We start from the raw sequence: 18,347 nt of genomic DNA on the forward strand, positions 1-18,347 counted from the left end.
TGTCTCCCGTCTCCCGTCTCCCGTCTCCCGTCTCCCGTCTCCCGTCTCCCATGCTTCCCTCCCTGATCCGCAAACTCGAACAAATGGCCGATCGCCGCGCCGAGATCGAGGGCGAACTGGCGCAGCCGCAGACGGCCGCCGACGCCGATCGTTTCCGTCGCCTGTCGCAGGAATATGCCCAGCTCGGCCCGCTGGCCGAGAGCTTCGCGGGCTGGCGCAAGGCGCTGGCCGAGATCGAAGACCTGCGGGCAATGGACGACGATGCCGACCCCGAAATGCGCGCGATCGCGCAGGCCGAGCTCGAACCGGCACAGTCCAGGCGCGACGCGCTGGAGCAGGTGTTGCGCAGCTATCTGGTGCCGACCGACCCGCTGGACGCCAGCAACGTGTTCCTGGAGATCCGTGCCGGCACCGGCGGCGACGAGGCGGCGATCTTTGCCGGCGACCTGTTCCGCATGTACCAGAAGTACGCCGAGGGCCGCGGCTGGCTGCTGGAAATGCTGTCGGCCAGCGAGGGCGAACACGGCGGTTACAAGGAAGTGATCTCGCGCATCGCCGGCTATGGCGCATATTCCAGGCTCAAGTTCGAGTCCGGCGCCCATCGCGTGCAGCGCGTGCCGGAAACCGAAGCACAGGGCCGCATCCACACCAGCGCCGCCACCGTGGCGGTGCTGCCGGAAATCGAGGAAGCCGAGGCCATCGACATCAATCCGGCCGATCTCAAGGTCGATACCTTCCGCTCCTCCGGGGCGGGCGGCCAGCACGTCAACAAGACCGAGTCGGCCATTCGCATCACCCACCTGCCCAGCGGCGTGGTGGTCGAGTGCCAGGAAGAGCGCAGCCAGCACAAGAACCGCGCCAAGGCGATGGCGTTGCTGGCCTCGCGCCTGCTCGATGCCGAACGTGCCAGGCAGCAGGGCGACATGGCGGCCACACGCAAGAAGCTGGTCGGCAGCGGCGATCGTTCCGAGCGCATCCGCACCTACAACTTCCCGCAAGGGCGCATCACCGATCACCGCATCAACCTGACGCTCTATCAGTTGGAGCGCGTCATGCAGGGCGAGCTGGACAGCGTCATCGACCCGCTACTGGCCGAGTACCAGGCCGAGTTGATGGCCAGCATCGGGGAGTCGGCATGAGCGCCATGCCGCTGCCGCCGATCCGCGATACCCAGCCGCGGCCGGTCGCGCCGGTCGAAGGCTTGGCGCCCGGTACTGCGCAGGACTGGCTGGGCTGGGCGGCGCGCGAACTGGAAGCCCATTCCGACAGTGCCCAGGCCGACGCCGAGGTGTTGCTGGCGGCGCTGCTGCAGACCCCTCGTTCGCAACTGCGCGGCGCGCTGGAGCAGCCGCTGAGCGCGGCCCTGGTGTTGCGCTATGCCGCGCAGGTCGAGCGCCGCCGCCAGGGTGAACCAGTGGCCTATCTCAGCGGTCGGCAGGGTTTCTGGACGCTGGATCTGCAGGTGGACAATGGCGTTCTGATTCCGCGGCCGGATACCGAAACCTTGGTGGAATGGGCGCTGCAATGGGCGCGCGATCTGGCGGCGCCGCGCCTGCTCGACCTGGGCACCGGCAGTGGTGCCATAGCGCTGGCGCTGGCCGATGGTCTGCGCCAGCGCACACCGGCGGTGTGGGCCACGGATGTGTCGCCAGCGGCGCTGCGCATCGCGCGCGACAATGCACGCGAACTGCAGCTGCCGGTGGAGTTTCGCGAAGGCAGCTGGTTCGAGGCCTTGGAGTCGGGTGTGTCGCCGTTCGATCTGATCGTGTCCAACCCGCCCTACGTTGCCGCGGACGATCCGCACCTGCCCGATCTGCGCTACGAGCCGCGTCTTGCGCTGACCGCCGGGGTCGATGGGCTGGACGCGATTCGCGACATCCTGTGCGACGCCGCGACGTGGCTGAAACCCGGCGGCCTGCTACTGCTGGAGCACGGTTGCGATCAGGCCGCCGCGGTGCGCGCGCTGTTGAATCAGACAGGCTTTGCCGGCGTGCAGACGCGGCGCGACCTCGGTGGTCGCGAGCGCGTTAGCGGCGGACTTCGCCCATGAGCGGGTGTCGATGTGCCGATTGCGCCGGCGGCGGACGCCGGATCCGGCGCGCGGGCGGAGCGCCGACCTGCAGAATGTCCCGGAGGCGGGGATGAGCGGCTTTGCGCGTTACGCTCGCCAGGTGGTGCTCCGCGAGATCGGTGTCAACGGTCAGAGCGTGCTGCGGGATTCCTCCGCCCTGATCGTCGGACTCGGCGGACTGGGTACGCCTGCCGCCTTGTATCTGGCGGGCGCCGGCCTGGGGCGGCTGCTGGTCAGCGATTTCGATCGCATCGCCGCGTCCAACCTGCACCGGCAGATTCTTTATCGCGAAACCGACATCGGCCGACCGAAGCTGGAAGCCGCGCAGGAAGCACTGTCGGCACTCAACTCCGAGTGCCGGATCGAATGTCTTGCCGCGCCGATGGACGAGGCCGCGTTGCTGCAGGCCGTGCGCGCGGTCGATGTAGTGCTGGATTGCAGCGACAACTTTCCCACCCGCTTTGCGGTGAACCGCGCCTGCGTCGCCGCGCGTCGGCCGCTGGTGTCCGGCGCTGCGATCCGCTTCGAAGGCCAGCTCGCGGTGTTCGACACGGCGCGGGGCAGCGGCTGTTACGCCTGTCTGTATCCCGCCGCGGGTCAAGCTCAGGAAACCTGCGAAGAAGCGGGCATTCTGGGTCCGGTCGTCGGCGTGGTCGGCGCACGCCAGGCGCTGGCTGCGATCAAGCTCCTGCTCGGCCTGGGCGACGAGGCCGGCAGCCTGTGGCTGTGGGACGCGCTGACGCAACGCGAAAGACGGCTGCGCATTCCGCGCGAACCGCATTGTCCTGTTTGTGGAAACTCCAATGAATCCTGAAGCCGAGCTCGTTATCCCGCGTCGTCTGGCCATCCAGATCCTGCACGAGGCGCAGATCGCGCAGCCCGAATCGATCTGTGGCGTGGTCGGCGCGCTCGGCGACCTGCCCGCGACTTTTCTGCGCGCCGGTGGCGAGCAACTGGCCGCATCGGGCCAGCGTCTGTGGGCGCGATTGTGGTCCAACCCGACTGCGCCCGCGGTGCCGACCGCCGATCAGCTCAGCGGCGGCGGGTTGTACCTGGTGGTGTCGCTCGACACCAAGGGCGTGCTGGAGATGCGCGCCTGGGAGTTGCGTGGCGGCGCGCCGTACGAGCGGGTATTGAAGGTGCAGGATTGAGGTGGAGCAAAGATTCTTGTGCGGCCCCGCCTGCGAGACGCGCCTCTGGCGCGCCCCAAAGCGCCCGGATTCAGTGCCGGAAGTGCCGCACGCCGGTGAACACCATCGCCATGCCAGCTTCATCGGCGGCGGCGATGACTTCCGCGTCGCGCATGGAGCCGCCGGGCTGGATCACGGCGGCGATGCCGGCGGCAGCGGCGGCGTCGATACCGTCGCGAAACGGAAAGAACGCGTCGCTGGCCATCACCGATCCGCGCACTTCGAGTTTTTCGTCTGCGGCCTTGATGCCGGCGATCTTCGCCGAGTAGACCCGGCTCATCTGGCCGGCGCCGACGCCGATGGTTTGCAGGTTGCGCGCGTAGACGATGGCGTTGGACTTGACGAACTTGGCAATGCGAAAGGCAAACAGCAGATCCTCGATCTCGCCCGGCGAGGGCGCGCGCTTGCTAACGATCTTCAGGTCGTCGCGGGTGATCTGACGATTGTCGCTGGTCTGGATCAGCAGCCCGGAGCCGACGCGCTTGACGTCATGCGCATTCTGCCCCCGCGACCAGGCATCGCTGGCATTGCGCTGCACGCCGTCCAGCGGTACGCGCAGGATGCGTGAATTGGCCTTGGGCTTGAGCGCTTCCAGCGCCTCCTCGCTGTAGCCTGGTGCGATCAGCACTTCCATGAACAGCTTGCCGATGGCCTGCACGGTCGGGGCATCCACCGGCACGTTGAACGCGACGATGCCGCCGAACGCAGAAGTGGGATCGGTGGCGAGCGCGCGCTGATAGGCCTGTGCGGCATCGGTGCCGAGGGCCACGCCGCAGGGATTGGCGTGCTTGACGATCACGCAGGCGGCGCCGTCCGTATTCGGGTCGAAGGTCTTGACGCATTCCCAGGCGGCGTCGGCGTCGGCGATGTTGTTGTAGCTCAGCTCCTTGCCCTGCAACTGCTCGGCCAGTACCAGCGAGCCCGGCGCGGGATACAGGTCGCGATAGAACGCGGCGCTCTGGTGCGGGTTCTCGCCATAGCGCAGATCCTGGACCTTGATGAAGCTGCCGTTCGACTGCGCGGAGAATTCACTGCGCGAGCCGTCGGCCCGCAATGCGGAAAGATAATTGCTGATCGCCGCGTCGTAGCTCGCGATGCGGTTGAACGCGGCAACCGACAGCCGATACCGGGTCTCGCGGCTCAGTTCGCGACCGCGGCTCAGTTCCTCCATCACCTCGCCGTATTGGGCAGGATCGGTCAGCACCGCGACATGCAACCAGTTCTTGGCGGCAGAGCGCACCATCGCCGGGCCGCCAATGTCGATGTTCTCGATGGCCTGCTCCAGGGTGCAGTCAGGCCGGGCCACGGCCTGCTCGAAGGGGTAAAGATTCACCACCAGCAGATCGATGGGGGCGATGTCGTGCGCCTCCATCAGGCCGTCGTCGATACCGCGACGACCGAGCAGGCCGCCGTGGATCTTGGGATGCAGGGTCTTGACGCGGCCGTCCATCGTCTCCGGGAAGCCGGTGTGCTCGGAGACTTCGGTGACTTTCAGGCCTGCATCGCGCAGGGCGCGGAAGGTGCCGCCGGTGGATAGCAGTTCGACATCAAGCTGAACCAGCGCGCGGGCGAATTCGATCAGTCCGCTCTTGTCGGAGACGGACAGCAGTGCGCGTCGGATCATCGGCCGGGGCTGGCAACAGAGGAACTGACTGCACGCAGTCCGATCTTGTGCTGGCGCAGCTTCTTGCGCAGCGTGGCGCGGTTGAGGCCCAGCACCTCGGCGGCCTTGGACTGGTTGTTGTCGCAGTACCGCAAGGTGGCGCGCAACAGCGGCGGCTCGATCTGGTCGAGCACCGTTGTGTACAGCTCGGCGGGACGGTGGCCGTTGAGACTGCGGAAGTAGTCGTCGATGCACTCGGCGACGGACTGACTCAGCGGCTTGGGATCTGAAGTTCTATGAGCGGACATTCGCGAGGGTCGCCCTGGTAAGTCCGGCCGATGACGTTGGTCGGGCCTGGTCGCAAAACGGGGGCGCAATCATAGCGCCAAGATCGCGAGGGGAAAACGTTGGCAGCGGATTAAATTATTTGCCGCTGCTATCGGCGCGCTTGCAACCGGCCAGGCGCGTCCATCCTTCGCGACGCTGGTCGTCTTCAAAGTCGATGTGCGCGGCATACGCGGCGCGCACATCATCAGCCTGACGATCCAGCAAACCCGCCAACACGATCTTGCCGCCGGGCTTGAGACTGGCGAGCAGCAGTGGCGCCAGTTCGATCAAGGGGCGCGCCAGGATATTGCCCAGCACCAGGTCGGCAGCGAAGGGCTCGAACACGCGGTCGTGCCCCAGCGCGGTAAGGCGGTCTTGCACTGCGTTTTGCTGCGCGTTGTCGCGCGTCGCCTGAATGGCCTGCGGATCGATGTCGACCGCGGTGCAGTGTGCAGCGCCAAGCTTGAGCGTAGCGATGCCCAGGATGCCGCTGCCGCAGCCGAAGTCCAGCACCTGGAAACCGCGGAGTTCATTGCGCGCAATCCAATCCAGGCATAGCGCGGTACTGGGGTGTGTGCCGGTGCCGAAGGCCAGGCCCGGGTCCAGCAACACGGTCACGCAGCCGGGCTCGTTGACCTGCTTTTCATGCGGGCACACCCACAGGCGCTCGCCGAACTTGAGCGGCGGGCAATCCTTGAGCCAAACGCGCACCCAGTCCTGATCTTCCACACGCTCGGTCGATAATTGCAGCGCGTCACCCTCGGGCAGGTGTTCGCGCAGCATGTTCCGCACATGCTCGATATCGGCCTCGATATCGAACAGGCCCAGCGCCACCGTGCGCGACCACAGCGGTGTTTCACCTGGCGCGGGCTCCAGCACCGGATCGTCATCGGCGTCGATCAGGCTGACACTGAGCGCGCCGCAGGCCATCAGCAGTTCCTCGGCAAACTCGGGATGCGCGGACAGCACGCGCAGTTGCAGAAAGGCCATGACCAGAGATCGAAGTTCGAGCGGGCGCAGAGTGTAGACCTGCTCGCAATCAGACCCATGCTGCCTAACGCCTAACCGGGGCTGCCGCCCGCCGGGTCGGTGCACGCGAGTGCCAAGTCAAGGCACTCGCGTAGGCTCGCACCGCCCCGGCCCTAACGTCCCGCGCGCAGCGCGTAGAATGCGCCGCCGCTCACCCGCCTCGCTCATGGCCTTGCCCTTGATGTCCGTTCTGCGCGGTGAAGCGCGCGCCAACCTGAAGCTGGCACTGCCCCTGATCGCGGCGCAGATCACCTTCGTCAGCATGGGGACCGTCGACACCATCTTTGCTGGCCAGCTCGGTGCGTCCGAACTGGCAGCGGTGGCGGTGGGCAGCAATGTGTGGTTCCTGGTGTTCGTGATGTTCATGGGCATCGCGATGGCGGTATCGCCCATCGTGGCGCAGCGCGTCGGTGCCGGGCAGCTTCCCGAACGGATCGGCGCCTTCGTGCGCGGCTCCCTGGGAGTGGCGCTGGTGTTGGGCGCGATCTGGTTTGCGCTGATGTGGGTGGCGACGCCGCTGGCGCTGTGGCTGCTGGAGCTGGACGCGAAAACCCACACCTACGCGCGCGACTATCTGCACGCGCTGGCCTGGGGTGCGCTGCCATTCACGCTCAGTTTCTTTCTGCGCAATGGTGCCGAAGGCCACGGGCTGACTCGCGTGCCGCTGGCCGCCGGACTGGTGGGTCTGACGGTCAACGCAGTGTTCGACTGGCTGCTGATGTACGGCCGCTGGGGCTTTCCCGAGCTCGGACCCGAAGGCTGCGGCTGGGCCTCGGTGATCGCGGCCTGGGCCATGGTCGGGGTGTACCTGACCGCCTATCGGCGCGTGCCGACGCTGCGCGCGCTGAACCTGTTCCGGCGCGGCTGGCTGCGATTCGCGCGCGAGGACTTCGAAGTGCTGCGCGTCGGTTTGCCGGTGGCCGCGATCCTGATGGCGGAGGCCTGGCTGTTCTGTTCCGGCACTTTGATGATGGCGCGCTTCGGTGCCGACACCGTGGCGGCACATCAGATCGCAATCAACTTCGCGTCGCTGTGTTTCATGGTGCCGACCGCGATCGGCATGGCCACCACCGTGCGCGTCGGCCACGCCGCCGGTGCCGGACAGCACGCGGTGATCGGCATGCGCAGCCTCACTGGGGTCCTGCTCGGTGTGACGTTCGCCTGTCTGTCGGCTTCGTTCATGGCGCTGGCACCCGGCGCGATCGTCGGCGTGTACACCGATCTGACGCACCTGGCGATTCCCGCCATGCACTTCCTGATCTTCGCGGCGGTGTTCCAGGTGTTCGACTGCATCCAGGCCACCGCCAATGGCGCTTTGCGTGGGGTGAAGGATACCCGCGTTCCCATGATGATCACGGTGCTCGCCTACTGGGGCGTGGGGATGCCGCTGGCAGTGGGCCTGGCCTTCTTCAGCGAAGTGGGACCGGATGGCGTGTGGTGGGGTTTCATCGGCGGGCTGGTCGTCGCCGCGGTGGGCCTGAGCCTGCGCTTGGTGGTACGTGCGCGACGCGTGGCTGCGGCAGCGGCCTGAGTCGCCTGGCTTGTGCAGGCCGGCAGTTGACCTGACCTGAACGACAGGTCAGCCTCTGGCCATCGGGTTTTTCGATCGTTTTGATTTCGGGGGCAGGATCATGATGCGCAAGTCGGCGATGGTGAGCGGCTTGGTCGGGCTGGTGATGTTGCTGGGATCCGGGCAGGCATGGTCGGGCTTGCGGACGCTGCTGCTGCCGGGAAACACCGACTCTGCTGCCGAGGAGGAGCCAGCACCGGGTCAGCTGGGCGCGCTGGGTGAACTGCTCGCACCGCAGGGGGACGCGCAGCCCAGCTTGCAGCAATCGCTGGACGTGCTGGTGCAAGGCCTGCTGCAACCCAGCGGCCGCAATCGCGCGGGGACGTTGCCGGCAGCGCAGGGCTCGCTGCTGGCGCAGCAGATCGATGTGGGTGCCGATGCGGTGCGGCGCCATTTCCTGCTGTATCAGCCGCCGTCGGCGGCGCTCGATCCGGCACGCACGAACTATCCTCTGGTGCTGGTACTGCACGGGCTGAATCAGAGCGCGCAGCAGATGTCGAGGAGCAACAGCGGGCGCATCTGGCAGCTGGCGGCCGATGGCATGTTCCAGGACTTGGTCGAAGGCGGTTTCTACGTGGTGTTTCTGAGCGGCACCGGCATCGGTGGCGGCTCCCTGGGGCCGGCCAGCGCCGCGACCTGGAACGACTGCGACACCATGCGTTTCAACAACCCTTCCAGCGCCGACGACGTTGGCTACACGCGCGCAGTGGTGGACTATCTGGACGAAGCCTTTCCGTCTGCCGCCGCGACGCCTGGACTGCCGATCGACCGCACCCGCGTCTATGCCTACGGGTTCTCCAATGGCGCAGGCATGGCGCTGAGACTGGGCCGCGAAGCCGGCGATCTGGTGGCCGCGGTGTCCGCGGTCTCCGGCGTGGACCCCGGCGACGCTAACGACGAGTGCCTGGAGTTCGAGGTGGACGGCATTTCGGCACGACGACCGGCGGCGATCATGCATGGCACCGCCGACCTGCTGACGCCCTACGCCAACGCCGCCTGCGGAGGTAACGGGCTGGCGCAGAACTGCCGGCTCGGGCACGCCGACACCGTCACCGCATGGAAGACCGCCAGCGACGGAAATTTCATGGTGGAACCGCTGCCGATCGCCTTTGCGAAGTCGGCGGTGAACGCGCGTCCGGCGTCTGCTCCGGCAGACCGCACCGAGATTGCGTGCTTTCACCATCTGCGCAACATCCGGCTGCGCGCCAACGGAACGCCGTTCCGGGATTCGGCAGGCAACCTGCTGCCGGCACAGCCCGACGATGTGCGGGTGGAAGATTGCATCATCGCCGGCGGCGGCCACGTGGAGCCTTCGATCCTCACCTATGTCGGTCGCGCCACCGAGTTGTCCTTAGGCCGCCAGAACAACGATGCCGAGTCGGTGTTCCTGGCCGCGAGGTTCTTCGCCCGCCATCGGCGTTGAGGCTTGCGCGCGGAATCGGCCGCAGCGATGGGTCGCTATGTGGTTTGTGGCCGCAGCATCGAGATCAGTGCGGCGTCGATGCGGCCGTGATCGAAGCTGAATCCCGCATCTACCGCCGCGACCGGTAAAACGTGCTGACTGCCCAGCAGCAGTTCGGCCATTTCGCCGAATAGCGCGCGCAACACGAATGCCGGCATCGGCATGACCGCAGGGCGATGCAACGCACCGCCCAGCGCACGCGCGAAGTCCGCCTGTCGCAGCGGTTCGGGAGCGGTGGCGTTGAACACGCCGGCGGCATCCTCCCGTGCCAGCAGCCACACCAGCAGCCGTACCAGGTCCGCGCGTGCGATCCAGCTCATCCATTGACGGCCGCGACCCAGCGGTCCACCGGCGCCGAGCTTGAACGCCGGCAGCATCCGGGCCAGCGCACCGCCGTCTGGATCCAGCACCACGCCGATGCGCACCCGACACACGCGCAATCCCAGGGCTTCGGCGCGCTGCGCGGCGGCTTCCCAGTCGCGGCACAGTTGTGCCGCGAAGTCGTCGCCGGGGGTCGCCGATTCGTCCAGTACCTGATCGCCGCGGTCGCCATACCAGCCGATGGCCGAGCCGCTGACCAGCACGCTCGGCGGCGCCGACTGCGCGGCGATCCAGTCGACCAGCGCGTGCGTGAAGTCGACGCGACTGCTGCGAAAACGCTGCTTGCGCGCGGCGTTCCAGCGCCCCTGCGCCAGATTCTCGCCCTGCAGGTTGATCACCGCATCCACTGCCCTGACTTGATCCAGCGCAACTGCGAACGCCACCGCGGTGCCCAGTCGCCTTTGCGCTGCGGCCGGATCGCGCGTCAAAACGCAGGGCTGGTGTCCGGCCGCGAGCAATGCCGGACACAGCGCCTGACCGATGAAGCCACTACCGCCGGTGATCAGGATTTTCACAGCTGCCTCGGTGAGATGAATTGGGAAGATCGCGGGCCCGAAGATGCACGGGAAGGGTCGCTGTCGTTTTGCGCTGCCCTCGGGATCAGCGACTCCCGCAAGTCGCTTGCGCGGCGGCAGCGGCCCGCCATCCGCGCATTGTCGCTGGCAGACCTGGCCATCGTGCGCCCTGTCCAAGGCTTTGCAATCGACCTCGGGGGACGCAGACTGCGCGCCCGTTCCCGCTTGGCCTGCGCATGTCCACACCGCTGCCCGCCGATCCCGGCATCGAGTACCGCCGTGGCCTGGTGGCGACGGTGGGGACCTTTGCGGTCTGGGGCATCTTTCCGCTGTACTGGCGTCAGCTTGAAGCGATTCCGTCCCTGCAGATCACCGCGCACCGCATTGCCTGGTGCACGCTGTTCGTGGTGGGCTTCCTGCTCTGGCGCAACGGACTGCGCTGGCTGCCGAACACCCTGGCGCGGCCGCGTGCCGCCCCGCTGTTGGTGGCCAGCAGCATTCTCATCTCGATCAACTGGGTGCTCTACATCTGGGCTGTCAACGCCGGCTACGTGGTGGAAACCGCGCTGGGCTATTTCATCAATCCTCTGGTCAACGTGATGCTCGGCGTGTTGGTGCTGCGCGAGCGGCTCAATTCGCGGCAGTGGTTTGCGGTGGCGCTCGCCGCGGCCGGCGTGGCCTGGCTGACCTGGAGCGTCGGACGCTTGCCCTGGATTGCGCTGACCCTGGCGTTCTCGTTCGGGCTGTATGGGCTGATCCGCAAGATGGTGTCGGTGGAGTCGGTGCCGGGCCTGGGCGTGGAGAGCCTGATCATGTTCCTGCCGGCGCTGGGCTTTCTGGCCTGGTGCGAGTACGGCGGCGTCAGTGGTTTTGGGCATGTGGGCCGCTACGAGGACGCCCTGCTGATCTTCGCCGGTGTGATGACGGCAGTGCCGCTGATCTGGTTTGCCTATGGCGCGCGGCGGATTCCGCTGTCGCTGGTCGGCATCCTGCAGTACCTGGCGCCGACGATGCAGTTGCTCACCGGCGTCTTTCTGTTCGGCGAACCGTTTTCGTCGCAGCAACTGATCGGCTTCGGCTGCATCTGGGCGGCGCTGGCGATCTATGCCGTCGACGGCCTATGGCGCATCCGCATGCGCGGGTACGGCTGAGGCGGCGACGGCGTTACAGTTTACCGGCGCTCGCTTCAGCAAAGTCTCATCTTCAACGAGCCAGATGGTGCTGCAGCGCTGCGTTGCGTTGGGCTCGGCGAGCGGATGTGGATCAGTGCGCAATTCGATCAGCGAGACGCGATTGTCCGCCGAACCGATCAGCAGCTGCCCGCCGTCCGGATGTAGGGCCGCCGTGTTGATACCTCCAGCGTGCAGTCGCCACGCCGCTAATTCGCGACCGCTGGCGGAACTCCATAGCCGCGCGCTGCCGTCGAATGATGCGGTTGCCAGGAATTTGCCGTCGGGAGCGAAGGTGAAGCTGTGTACGGTGCCGCCGTGCCCGAGCAGGGGTTGCAATTGCTGGCTCTGCAGGGTCCAAAGCTCAATTGCCTCGTCCTGGCGCATCAAGGCCACATAGCGGCCGTCGGTGGAAATTCCCGCGATCACCGCTGGCACGTTTCGCTCGTCGTGGCTCGCGCGCAGCGTGCCGGACCGAGCGTCGAGCAGCGCCAGGCGACCATCCGACAGGCCGACGAACAGATGGTGACCGTCAGCCGAAACTGCAAGCGTGGCGACTTCCGCTGGGTCGCCGTTCAACGGTGGAATCGGCCATGACCAGACTGCGGAGTCGTCGCGCGGGTCGCCGACGCGAACGGCGTCGGCTATTGCGTATGCCCAGGGCCCGACGCCAGCCGTGGCCGGCATCGGCGCTACCGCCGTGATCGCGGTCAAATCGTGGAACTCACCGGATGCAAGCTCGATCAGGGTGATCGGGCGGTCGGGATTCTCAGTTGGCAACAGGAGCTGCTGCCCATCGGCCGACAGATGACGGCTCACCCAGAAATTCTGAATCCAACCGGTCTCCCGGACCAAGGTCTGACTGCCGCTGGCCACCTCGAAACGGCGCACCACGCCGTCGTACTGGATCGTCACCAAGCCCTTGCCGTCCGGTTCCCACAGCAGCACTTCGACGCTATGAAGGTGTCCCCCCAGGGTGCGTTGCAACTGACCATCGCTGCTGCGACGAATCTGCACGCGGCCATCGGTGGCCGCAGAGGCAAAGTAGGTTCCGTCCGGCGAATAGGCGACGTGGGTCACTGCCGTGCCGGAACGCCGATGCAGGGCGTCACCATGCGCGTACTGCACCAATGGAAACGCCGGATGGCGCCACAGGCTCACATTGCCGTCGGCGCCGCCGATCACCACATGGCGCCCCGCGGCATCGAAGTCGGCGTCGAAGGCACCACCGAGATGGGCGTCGTAGTCATGTACCACCCGACCGGACGCGGTGTCCATCAGGATGGCGCGATCGCCGTCGGTAAGGACCAGCTGTTCGCCGTCTGGGTGCAGGGCGGGCCAGTGCGACTGTGCGTGTGCCAGATCCGGCGCCCGGATCAGCGCGCCGTTGCGATTGTCCCAGACCCGCACGCCGTCGTCGGCCAACGACAGATAGCGTCGCGCGTCGTGCGAGAACTGCAGACCTTCGACCGCAAAGCGGTGACCAGCGGTGGCGTGCAGCTCGCCGCTGGCGGTCTGCCAGATGCGCACGGCGCCGGATGCGTCGCCGGCCGCCAGGTAGCGACCGTCAGGGCTGAAGGCCAGTGTGATGACAGGGTCGTCCAGGCCTTCGTAGCGGCGGATCGAACGGCCGGTGTCCTGCGCGTAAAGCGTCACCCCGCCGTCGATATCGCCCACCGCGATCTGCATGCCCTGCGGCGCCAGGGCGGCGACACGGGCACGCACCGGCAGGCTCAGGACTTCTGCAGCCTGCCGTCGCTCCAGGTCCCAGATCGTCACGCCGCCGTCGGGTTCGACCCAGGTGGCCCAGCGGCTGTCGGTCGAGAACGAATGGTTCCAGCCGTGCGGATTGGAAGCCGCGACCGGTCCGTCGAAGCTGTCGCCGCCGCGTTCCAGGTCGATGATGCGTAGCTGCGAGGGCGCCCCCGACACTGTTCGTAGCAGGCGCAACAGGTAGCGTCCGTCGGCGCTGAACAGAGGTTTCGCCGGGCTTTCGAACCCGGTGCCCGACGGCTCGCCGCGGAACAATTCGGCGCCACTGGCCGCGTCCCACACCGCGATGTGATCGTGTTTGGAGACAGCGGCCGCACGACGGCCGTCAGCGCTCAAAGCCACGCGCCGCGCGGGTGCGCCCAGCGACCAGCGCCGCAGCCAGGCGCGGCTGACCGCGGTGGCCTGGTGCAAGGCCAGGTTCAACGCCGGCTCGTTGCCGCCGAGTGCGACAGCCTGCTTCAACGCGGCGGTCGCCCGTGCGTAGGCGCCCTGCTGCAAGGCCTCGCGGCCGATCGCGGTCAGACGTTGCACGCTCTGCTGGCGCCCGGTCTCGGCGATCTGCCGCTCGCGCCATTGCCAGGCGCTCGATGCTGCGGCGAGCAGCGCGACCGACAGCGTCGCGGCACTTGCCGCGCGCCAAATCAGACGTCGCCGCTCGCGCCGCTGCAGCGCGTCGAAGCCGATGCCGAGCATGCCGGCGAGCAGGCGCAGCCGTGCATGGCGACGGCTGTCGCGACCGCTCCGCACGTCGGCGGCAATCGGCTCGACCGCCTCGGTGTCCAGCACGGTGCCGTCCACGGACACGCGCCGGCTGAGTGCCGGGGCAAAGCATTCGGCGCTGGCGCTGCCGGGTTCGCCGTCGACGATCAGCGCCAGCACGCGTGCCTCGCGGCCCATCGCCTTGAAGTGGCGGATCTCCTCGTTGACCCAGCGCGAAGCCGCCGAGCGCGGCGAACAGATCACGATCAGGTAGCGCGACTGCGCCAGCGCCTGGCGGATGGCGCCGCCGAGTTCATGCGAAGAGGACAGCTCGTCGCGATCACGGAAGACCGGGAACAGACGCCGCGGAATCGGGCCGTCCTGATGCGGATGACCGACCAGCCGCCACGGCACGCGCCAGGTTTCGATGGCGCCATGCAGCCAGCGCGCCCAGGCCTCGTCGGCGTGGCTGTAGCTGATGAAGGCCCAGTAACGGGGATCGGCAACCTCTGCCGCCATGACGTGATCGCTCCCGGGGCTCAGCGGTGCAAGGGCTTGGTTCGTACCTGAACGATACGTCAAACCCGGGCCATCGCGCTCAGGGCACCAGCAGCCTCTTGAGCCCATCGAGGGTGTCGATGTCCGCCGTGCTTTTATCGCGCCGCCAGCGCGCGATGCGCGGAAAGCGCAGCGCCACGCCGGACTTGTGGCGTGGACTGGCCTGGATGCCTTCGAAGGCGATCTCGAACACCTGCAGCGGCTCCACGCTGCGCACCGGCCCGAACTTTTCGCGCGTGTGGGCGCGGATCCAGCGGTCCATGGTGACCAGTTCGGCGTCGGTCAGGCCGGAGTAGGCCTTGGCCACCGGCACCAGCGTGTCGCCGTCGCGCACGGCCAGGGTGTAGTCGGTGTGGAGATTGGAACGTCGGCCGTGACCGGCCTGGGCGTAGACCAGCACGGTATCAACGCTCAGCGGGTCAAGCTTCCACTTCCACCAGTGGCCGCGCTTGCGGCCGGCCACGTAAGGACTTTCGAGGCGCTTGAGCATCAGACCTTCGGCGCCGCGTCGACGGGCGTCTTCGCGCAGCTGAGAAATCATGTTCCAGTCGGCGGCTTCGAGGCGCGCAGAGACGTCCATGCCGGTGCCCGACAGCAGTATTTCCAATGCCGCGCGACGTGCAGACAGGGGCTGCGCGCGCCAGTCCTCGCCGTCGCGTTCGATCAGGTCGTAGGCCATGAAGCGCACCGGCGTCTGCAGCAGGATCCTTCGCGGGGGCTGCTTGCGGCCAATGCGTTGCTGCAGGGCTGCAAACGGCATCACGCCGTGATCGTTCCAGGCCAGAATCTCGCCGTCCAGCACGGTGCCGTCGGGCAGCGCCGCGGCTGCGTCTTCGATTTCCGGGAAGCGGCCGTCCAGCAGTTCTTCGCCGCGTGACCACAGATGACACTCGCCGCGGCGGCGGATCAACTGGCCGCGGATGCCATCCCATTTCCATTCCGCCAGCCAGTCGCTGGTTTCGCCCAGCGAGGATGCTTGGGCCTCCAGCGGCGCGGCCAGGCAGAACGGGTAGGGACGCGCGGCGTCCTGGCGTTCGTCCTCGCGGCTGCAGAGGGCGGCCAGGGTGTCGGCGGCGGGCGTCCAGTCGCCCATCAGGCGCGCCTGCACCACCGCGGGGTCCAGTCCGGCATGTTCGGCCAGTGCGCGCGCGGCCAGGCCGGCGGAGACCCCTACCCGCAGCGCGCCAGTCAGCAGCTTGTTGAACAACAGACAGGGCAGGGTCGGCAGCCGCCGCCAGTAGCCCAGCACCACCTGCCGCTGGGTGGCCTCGTTGGCTCCGGCCAGCCCGCGGAGGACATGTACGACCCGATGCAGGGGTTCGTCGAAACCGGCCTCTGCCGGTCCGCGATCAAACAGCAGCGCGATGGTTTCCGCGAGGTCGCCGACGTGCGCGTAGCTGTCCTCGATCACCGCGGTCGGCAGGCCGCTGGCCTGCGCCATCCACGCACGCAGATGCATCGGTGCGATCACGCGTTTGAGCCGACGACCGAGCAGGAAGTACAGACCCCAGGCAGCGTCCTCGGCGGGTGCTGCGCCGAAGTAGCGGCGCATCGCCGCGAGTTTGCGCGAGGTGGCGCGGGTATCGTCGAGTTCCGCGTAGAGCGCGGCGAAGCGCTTCACGTGACACCGTTGGCTGCTTCCTCGACCGCGTCTAGCCCGCCGCCGCCGTGCGCGCCCTCGAACGGATCGTGCAGCGGCGCCGCATCGATGCCGCGCGCGCGCAGGGTCTCGATCAGCGCATCGGTGTTGCCGTGCATGGCCAGCACCCGCCGCGCGCCGCTCTGTTCGATGCTCTGCAGCAGTCCGTCCCAGTCGGCGTGATCGGACAGCACGAAGCCGCGATCCCAGGCCTGGCGTCGGCGCGAGCCGCGCACCCGCATCCAGCCGGAGGCGAATCCGGCTGCGTAAGGCTTGAAGCGCTTCATCCACGGGGTGCCGGCGGCACCGGGTGGTGCCAGCACCAGGCGACCGCGCCAGTCGAAGAACTTGGGCTGGTTGCCGACCGGTTCGGTGGGCAGCATGGACACACCGGCCTGGCGATAGAGCTTGACCAGCGGCGCCATGGCGCCATGCAGATACACGGTCTCATCGGTATGGCGCAGCAACTCGGCGAGAATGCGCTGCGCCTTGCCCAGAGCATAGGCGCACAGGATCGCGCACTCGCCCTTGGCCTTGCAGGCCTGCCACCAGGCATGAATTTCGGCGGCAACATCTGCCGGATCGGGCCAGCGATACACCGGCAGGCCGAACGTGCATTCGGTGACGAACACATCGCAGCGTACCGGCTCGAACGCGGCACAGGTGGGATCGGGATTGCGCTTGTAGTCGCCAGAGACCACCCACACGCGGCCGCCGGCCTCGATGCGCACCTGCGCCGAGCCCAGCACGTGGCCGGCCGGGTGCAGCGACACGAGGGCGTCGCCGAGCGTGAAGACCTGGCCGTAATCCACCGCGCTGATGCCGCCGCCGTAGCCGACTCTTGCACGGGTCAGGGCGAGCCCTGGTGTGCTGCACCAGTAGTGCTGTGAGCCGCTGCGTGCGTGATCGGCGTGGGCGTGGGTGATGACCGCGCGCGCGACCGGCTTGCCGGGGTCGATGTGGAAGTCCCCGGCCGCGCAGTACAGGCCGCGGTCGGTGACGCGGACCAGATCCGCGGACGGGTCAATGCTCATCGAGTCGCTCCAGCAGGCGAGCCAGCGCGCCGCGATTCATCGCCACTGCGCGGCGTCCGGCCTTGCCCATGCGCGTGCGCAAGACCGGGTCGCGCAGCCAGTCGATGAGCAGGCGCGGCAGGCTGTCGATCTGGGTGACCTCGCGCGCCGCGCCGGTACTCAGCAGCAGTTCACGGGCCTGCGCGAAGTTATGCATGCTGGGGCCGAACATCACCGGCCGCTCCAGCACCGCGGGCTCCAGAATATTGTGGCCGCCCGAGCTGCCGAGGCTGCCGCCGACGAAGGCCACGTCGGCGGCGGCCAGATACATCCACATCTCACCCAGGCTGTCGCCTAGCAGCACGCTGCCGGCATCGGGACTCGCGGGTCCGGCGTGAAGGTCCAGCCCGCTGCGGCGCAGATGCGCGAAGTTGCGCCGTTGCAGCAGGCGCGCCACTTCGTCGAAGCGTTGCGGGTGGCGCGGCACCAGGATCAGCAGCGCATTGGGCAGCCATTCGCGCACGCGGGCGTGGGCGGTCAGCGCGGCGGCTTCCTCGCCCTCGTGAGTGCTGGCCGCCACCCACACCGGACGGTCGGCGCCCAGCAGCATGCGCAAACGCTGTCCGGCCTGCACCTGATCCGCGGGCGGTTCGATGTCGAACTTCAGATTGCCCATGATCTCTACCCGCCGCGCACCCAGGGCTTCGAAGTGCGCCGCGTCCAGCGCGCTCTGCGCAGCGATCAGGGTGGTGTCGGCCAGCACCCGCCGCGCAAACTCACGCACCCGCGAATAGCCTTGGTAGGAATGCGGCGACAGCCGCGCATTGGCGATGGTCAGCGCGATGTTACGTTCGCGCAGCGCGCGAAACAGGTTGGGCCACAGTTCGGTTTCCATCACCACCGCCTGGCGCGGACGCACGCGGTCGAGGAAACGCGACACCACCCAGGGCAGGTCGTAGGGCGCATAGGAATGCAGGACCTGATCGCCCAGCAGGTCGTTGATGCGATCACTTCCGGTGGGCGTGGTGGTGGTCACCCAGACTCGCTGCGGACCGTGCCGCGCGACCAGTTGGCGGATCAGCGGCAACGCGGCCAGCGATTCGCCGACCGAAACCGCGTGGACCCATACCGCGATGGGCTCGGCTGGCGCCGTTACGCCGCCAAAGCGTTCATGAATGCGCAGGCGATACGCCGGCTGGCGCAGTGAGCGCCACAGCAGGCGCAGCAGCACCCAGGGCGTGATCAGAATCAGTAGCAGGGTGTAGAGGCGGTACACCGTGTGAGTGTGAGGGTGGAGCGTCGCGCGCGCCAAGCGACGTACGGCGATTACCGCTGCCGCACTGGCGCG

At 67.5% G+C, this 18,347-nt stretch carries 15 protein-coding genes; 7 read left to right on the forward strand and 8 right to left on the reverse strand.

What is annotated here, in order from left to right:
- Positions 1–50: 50 nt before the first annotated feature.
- The 4 genes from prfA (at position 51) to ACOOHP_RS04200 (ending at position 3,222) form a co-directional block, all read left to right on the forward strand.
- Complete coding sequence (gene prfA, locus ACOOHP_RS04185) at positions 51–1,139, forward strand: peptide chain release factor 1 (protein ID WP_420465201.1); 1,089 nt, start codon at positions 51–53, stop codon at positions 1,137–1,139.
- Entirely contained in the window at positions 1,136–2,050 is a 915-nt protein-coding gene (gene prmC / locus ACOOHP_RS04190; RefSeq protein WP_420465202.1) for a peptide chain release factor N(5)-glutamine methyltransferase, read from the forward strand. Before prfA ends, prmC begins: the two co-directional genes overlap by 4 nt.
- A 91-nt stretch (positions 2,051–2,141) precedes the next feature.
- Positions 2,142–2,885, forward strand: coding sequence for a HesA/MoeB/ThiF family protein (locus tag ACOOHP_RS04195; protein WP_420465203.1), 744 nt, complete (start codon positions 2,142–2,144; stop codon positions 2,883–2,885).
- On the forward strand, positions 2,875–3,222 hold the full coding sequence (locus ACOOHP_RS04200) for a hypothetical protein (protein ID WP_420465204.1): 348 nt from the start codon (positions 2,875–2,877) through the stop codon (positions 3,220–3,222). Before ACOOHP_RS04195 ends, ACOOHP_RS04200 begins: the two co-directional genes overlap by 11 nt.
- A 70-nt stretch (positions 3,223–3,292) precedes the next feature.
- Here ACOOHP_RS04200 and purH read toward each other — a convergent pair whose 3' ends face one another.
- From purH to prmA, 3 genes are all read right to left on the reverse strand, one after another.
- Positions 3,293–4,885, reverse strand: a complete 1,593-nt coding sequence (gene purH, locus ACOOHP_RS04205) for a bifunctional phosphoribosylaminoimidazolecarboxamide formyltransferase/IMP cyclohydrolase (RefSeq protein WP_420465205.1) — start codon at positions 4,883–4,885, stop codon at positions 3,293–3,295.
- Positions 4,882–5,172, reverse strand: coding sequence for a helix-turn-helix domain-containing protein (locus tag ACOOHP_RS04210; RefSeq protein ID WP_420465206.1), 291 nt, complete (start codon positions 5,170–5,172; stop codon positions 4,882–4,884). Before ACOOHP_RS04210 ends, purH begins: the two co-directional genes overlap by 4 nt.
- Before the next feature lie 115 nt (positions 5,173–5,287).
- Positions 5,288–6,181 (reverse strand): 50S ribosomal protein L11 methyltransferase, encoded by an 894-nt coding sequence (gene prmA, locus ACOOHP_RS04215; RefSeq protein ID WP_420465207.1) that lies wholly within the window; start codon positions 6,179–6,181, stop codon positions 5,288–5,290.
- 205 nt (positions 6,182–6,386) lie between these two features.
- On the opposite strand from prmA, the gene ACOOHP_RS04220 reads away from it, so the two are divergent.
- Together ACOOHP_RS04220 and ACOOHP_RS04225 are read left to right on the forward strand one after the other, a co-directional pair.
- Positions 6,387–7,751 (forward strand): MATE family efflux transporter, encoded by a 1,365-nt coding sequence (locus ACOOHP_RS04220; protein ID WP_420465208.1) that lies wholly within the window; start codon positions 6,387–6,389, stop codon positions 7,749–7,751.
- Positions 7,752–7,851: 100 nt separating this feature from the next.
- Positions 7,852–9,213 (forward strand): alpha/beta hydrolase family esterase, encoded by a 1,362-nt coding sequence (locus ACOOHP_RS04225; protein ID WP_420465209.1) that lies wholly within the window; start codon positions 7,852–7,854, stop codon positions 9,211–9,213.
- A 35-nt stretch (positions 9,214–9,248) separates the two neighbouring features.
- Here the strand turns inward: ACOOHP_RS04225 and ACOOHP_RS04230 are convergent, their stop codons facing one another.
- Positions 9,249–10,148, reverse strand: coding sequence for a TIGR01777 family oxidoreductase (locus ACOOHP_RS04230; protein ID WP_420465210.1), 900 nt, complete (start codon positions 10,146–10,148; stop codon positions 9,249–9,251).
- 236 nt (positions 10,149–10,384) lie between these two features.
- Here ACOOHP_RS04230 and rarD point away from each other — a divergent pair, with 236 nt between their 5' ends.
- Entirely contained in the window at positions 10,385–11,299 is a 915-nt protein-coding gene (gene rarD / locus ACOOHP_RS04235) for an EamA family transporter RarD (protein ID WP_420465211.1), read from the forward strand.
- On the opposite strand, the gene ACOOHP_RS04240 is transcribed toward rarD, so the two are convergent.
- The 4 genes from ACOOHP_RS04240 to waaA all read right to left on the reverse strand — a co-directional run bounded on the left by ACOOHP_RS04240 (position 11,267) and on the right by waaA (position 18,275).
- A complete protein-coding gene (locus ACOOHP_RS04240) occupies positions 11,267–14,308 on the reverse strand; it encodes a TIR domain-containing protein (RefSeq protein WP_420465212.1) in 3,042 nt (1,013 codons plus the stop codon). The genes rarD and ACOOHP_RS04240 overlap by 33 nt on opposite strands.
- Positions 14,309–14,387: 79 nt before the next feature.
- Positions 14,388–15,968: an ATP-dependent DNA ligase gene (locus tag ACOOHP_RS04245; protein WP_420465213.1), complete on the reverse strand. Its 1,581-nt coding sequence runs from the start codon at positions 15,966–15,968 to the stop codon at positions 14,388–14,390.
- On the reverse strand, positions 15,965–17,020 hold the full coding sequence (locus ACOOHP_RS04250; protein ID WP_420465214.1) for a ligase-associated DNA damage response exonuclease: 1,056 nt from the start codon (positions 17,018–17,020) through the stop codon (positions 15,965–15,967). The genes ACOOHP_RS04245 and ACOOHP_RS04250 overlap by 4 nt, the downstream gene beginning before the upstream one ends.
- The gene (gene waaA, locus ACOOHP_RS04255) at positions 17,010–18,275 is read right to left on the reverse strand and encodes a lipid IV(A) 3-deoxy-D-manno-octulosonic acid transferase (protein ID WP_420465215.1); all 1,266 of its coding nucleotides are present in this window, start codon (positions 18,273–18,275) and stop codon (positions 17,010–17,012) included. The genes ACOOHP_RS04250 and waaA overlap by 11 nt, the downstream gene beginning before the upstream one ends.
- Positions 18,276–18,347: the final 72 nt, after the last annotated feature.

Origin of the sequence: Panacagrimonas sp. (assembly GCF_965216805.1) — a bacterium.
GTDB lineage: Bacteria > Pseudomonadota > Gammaproteobacteria > Nevskiales > Nevskiaceae > Panacagrimonas.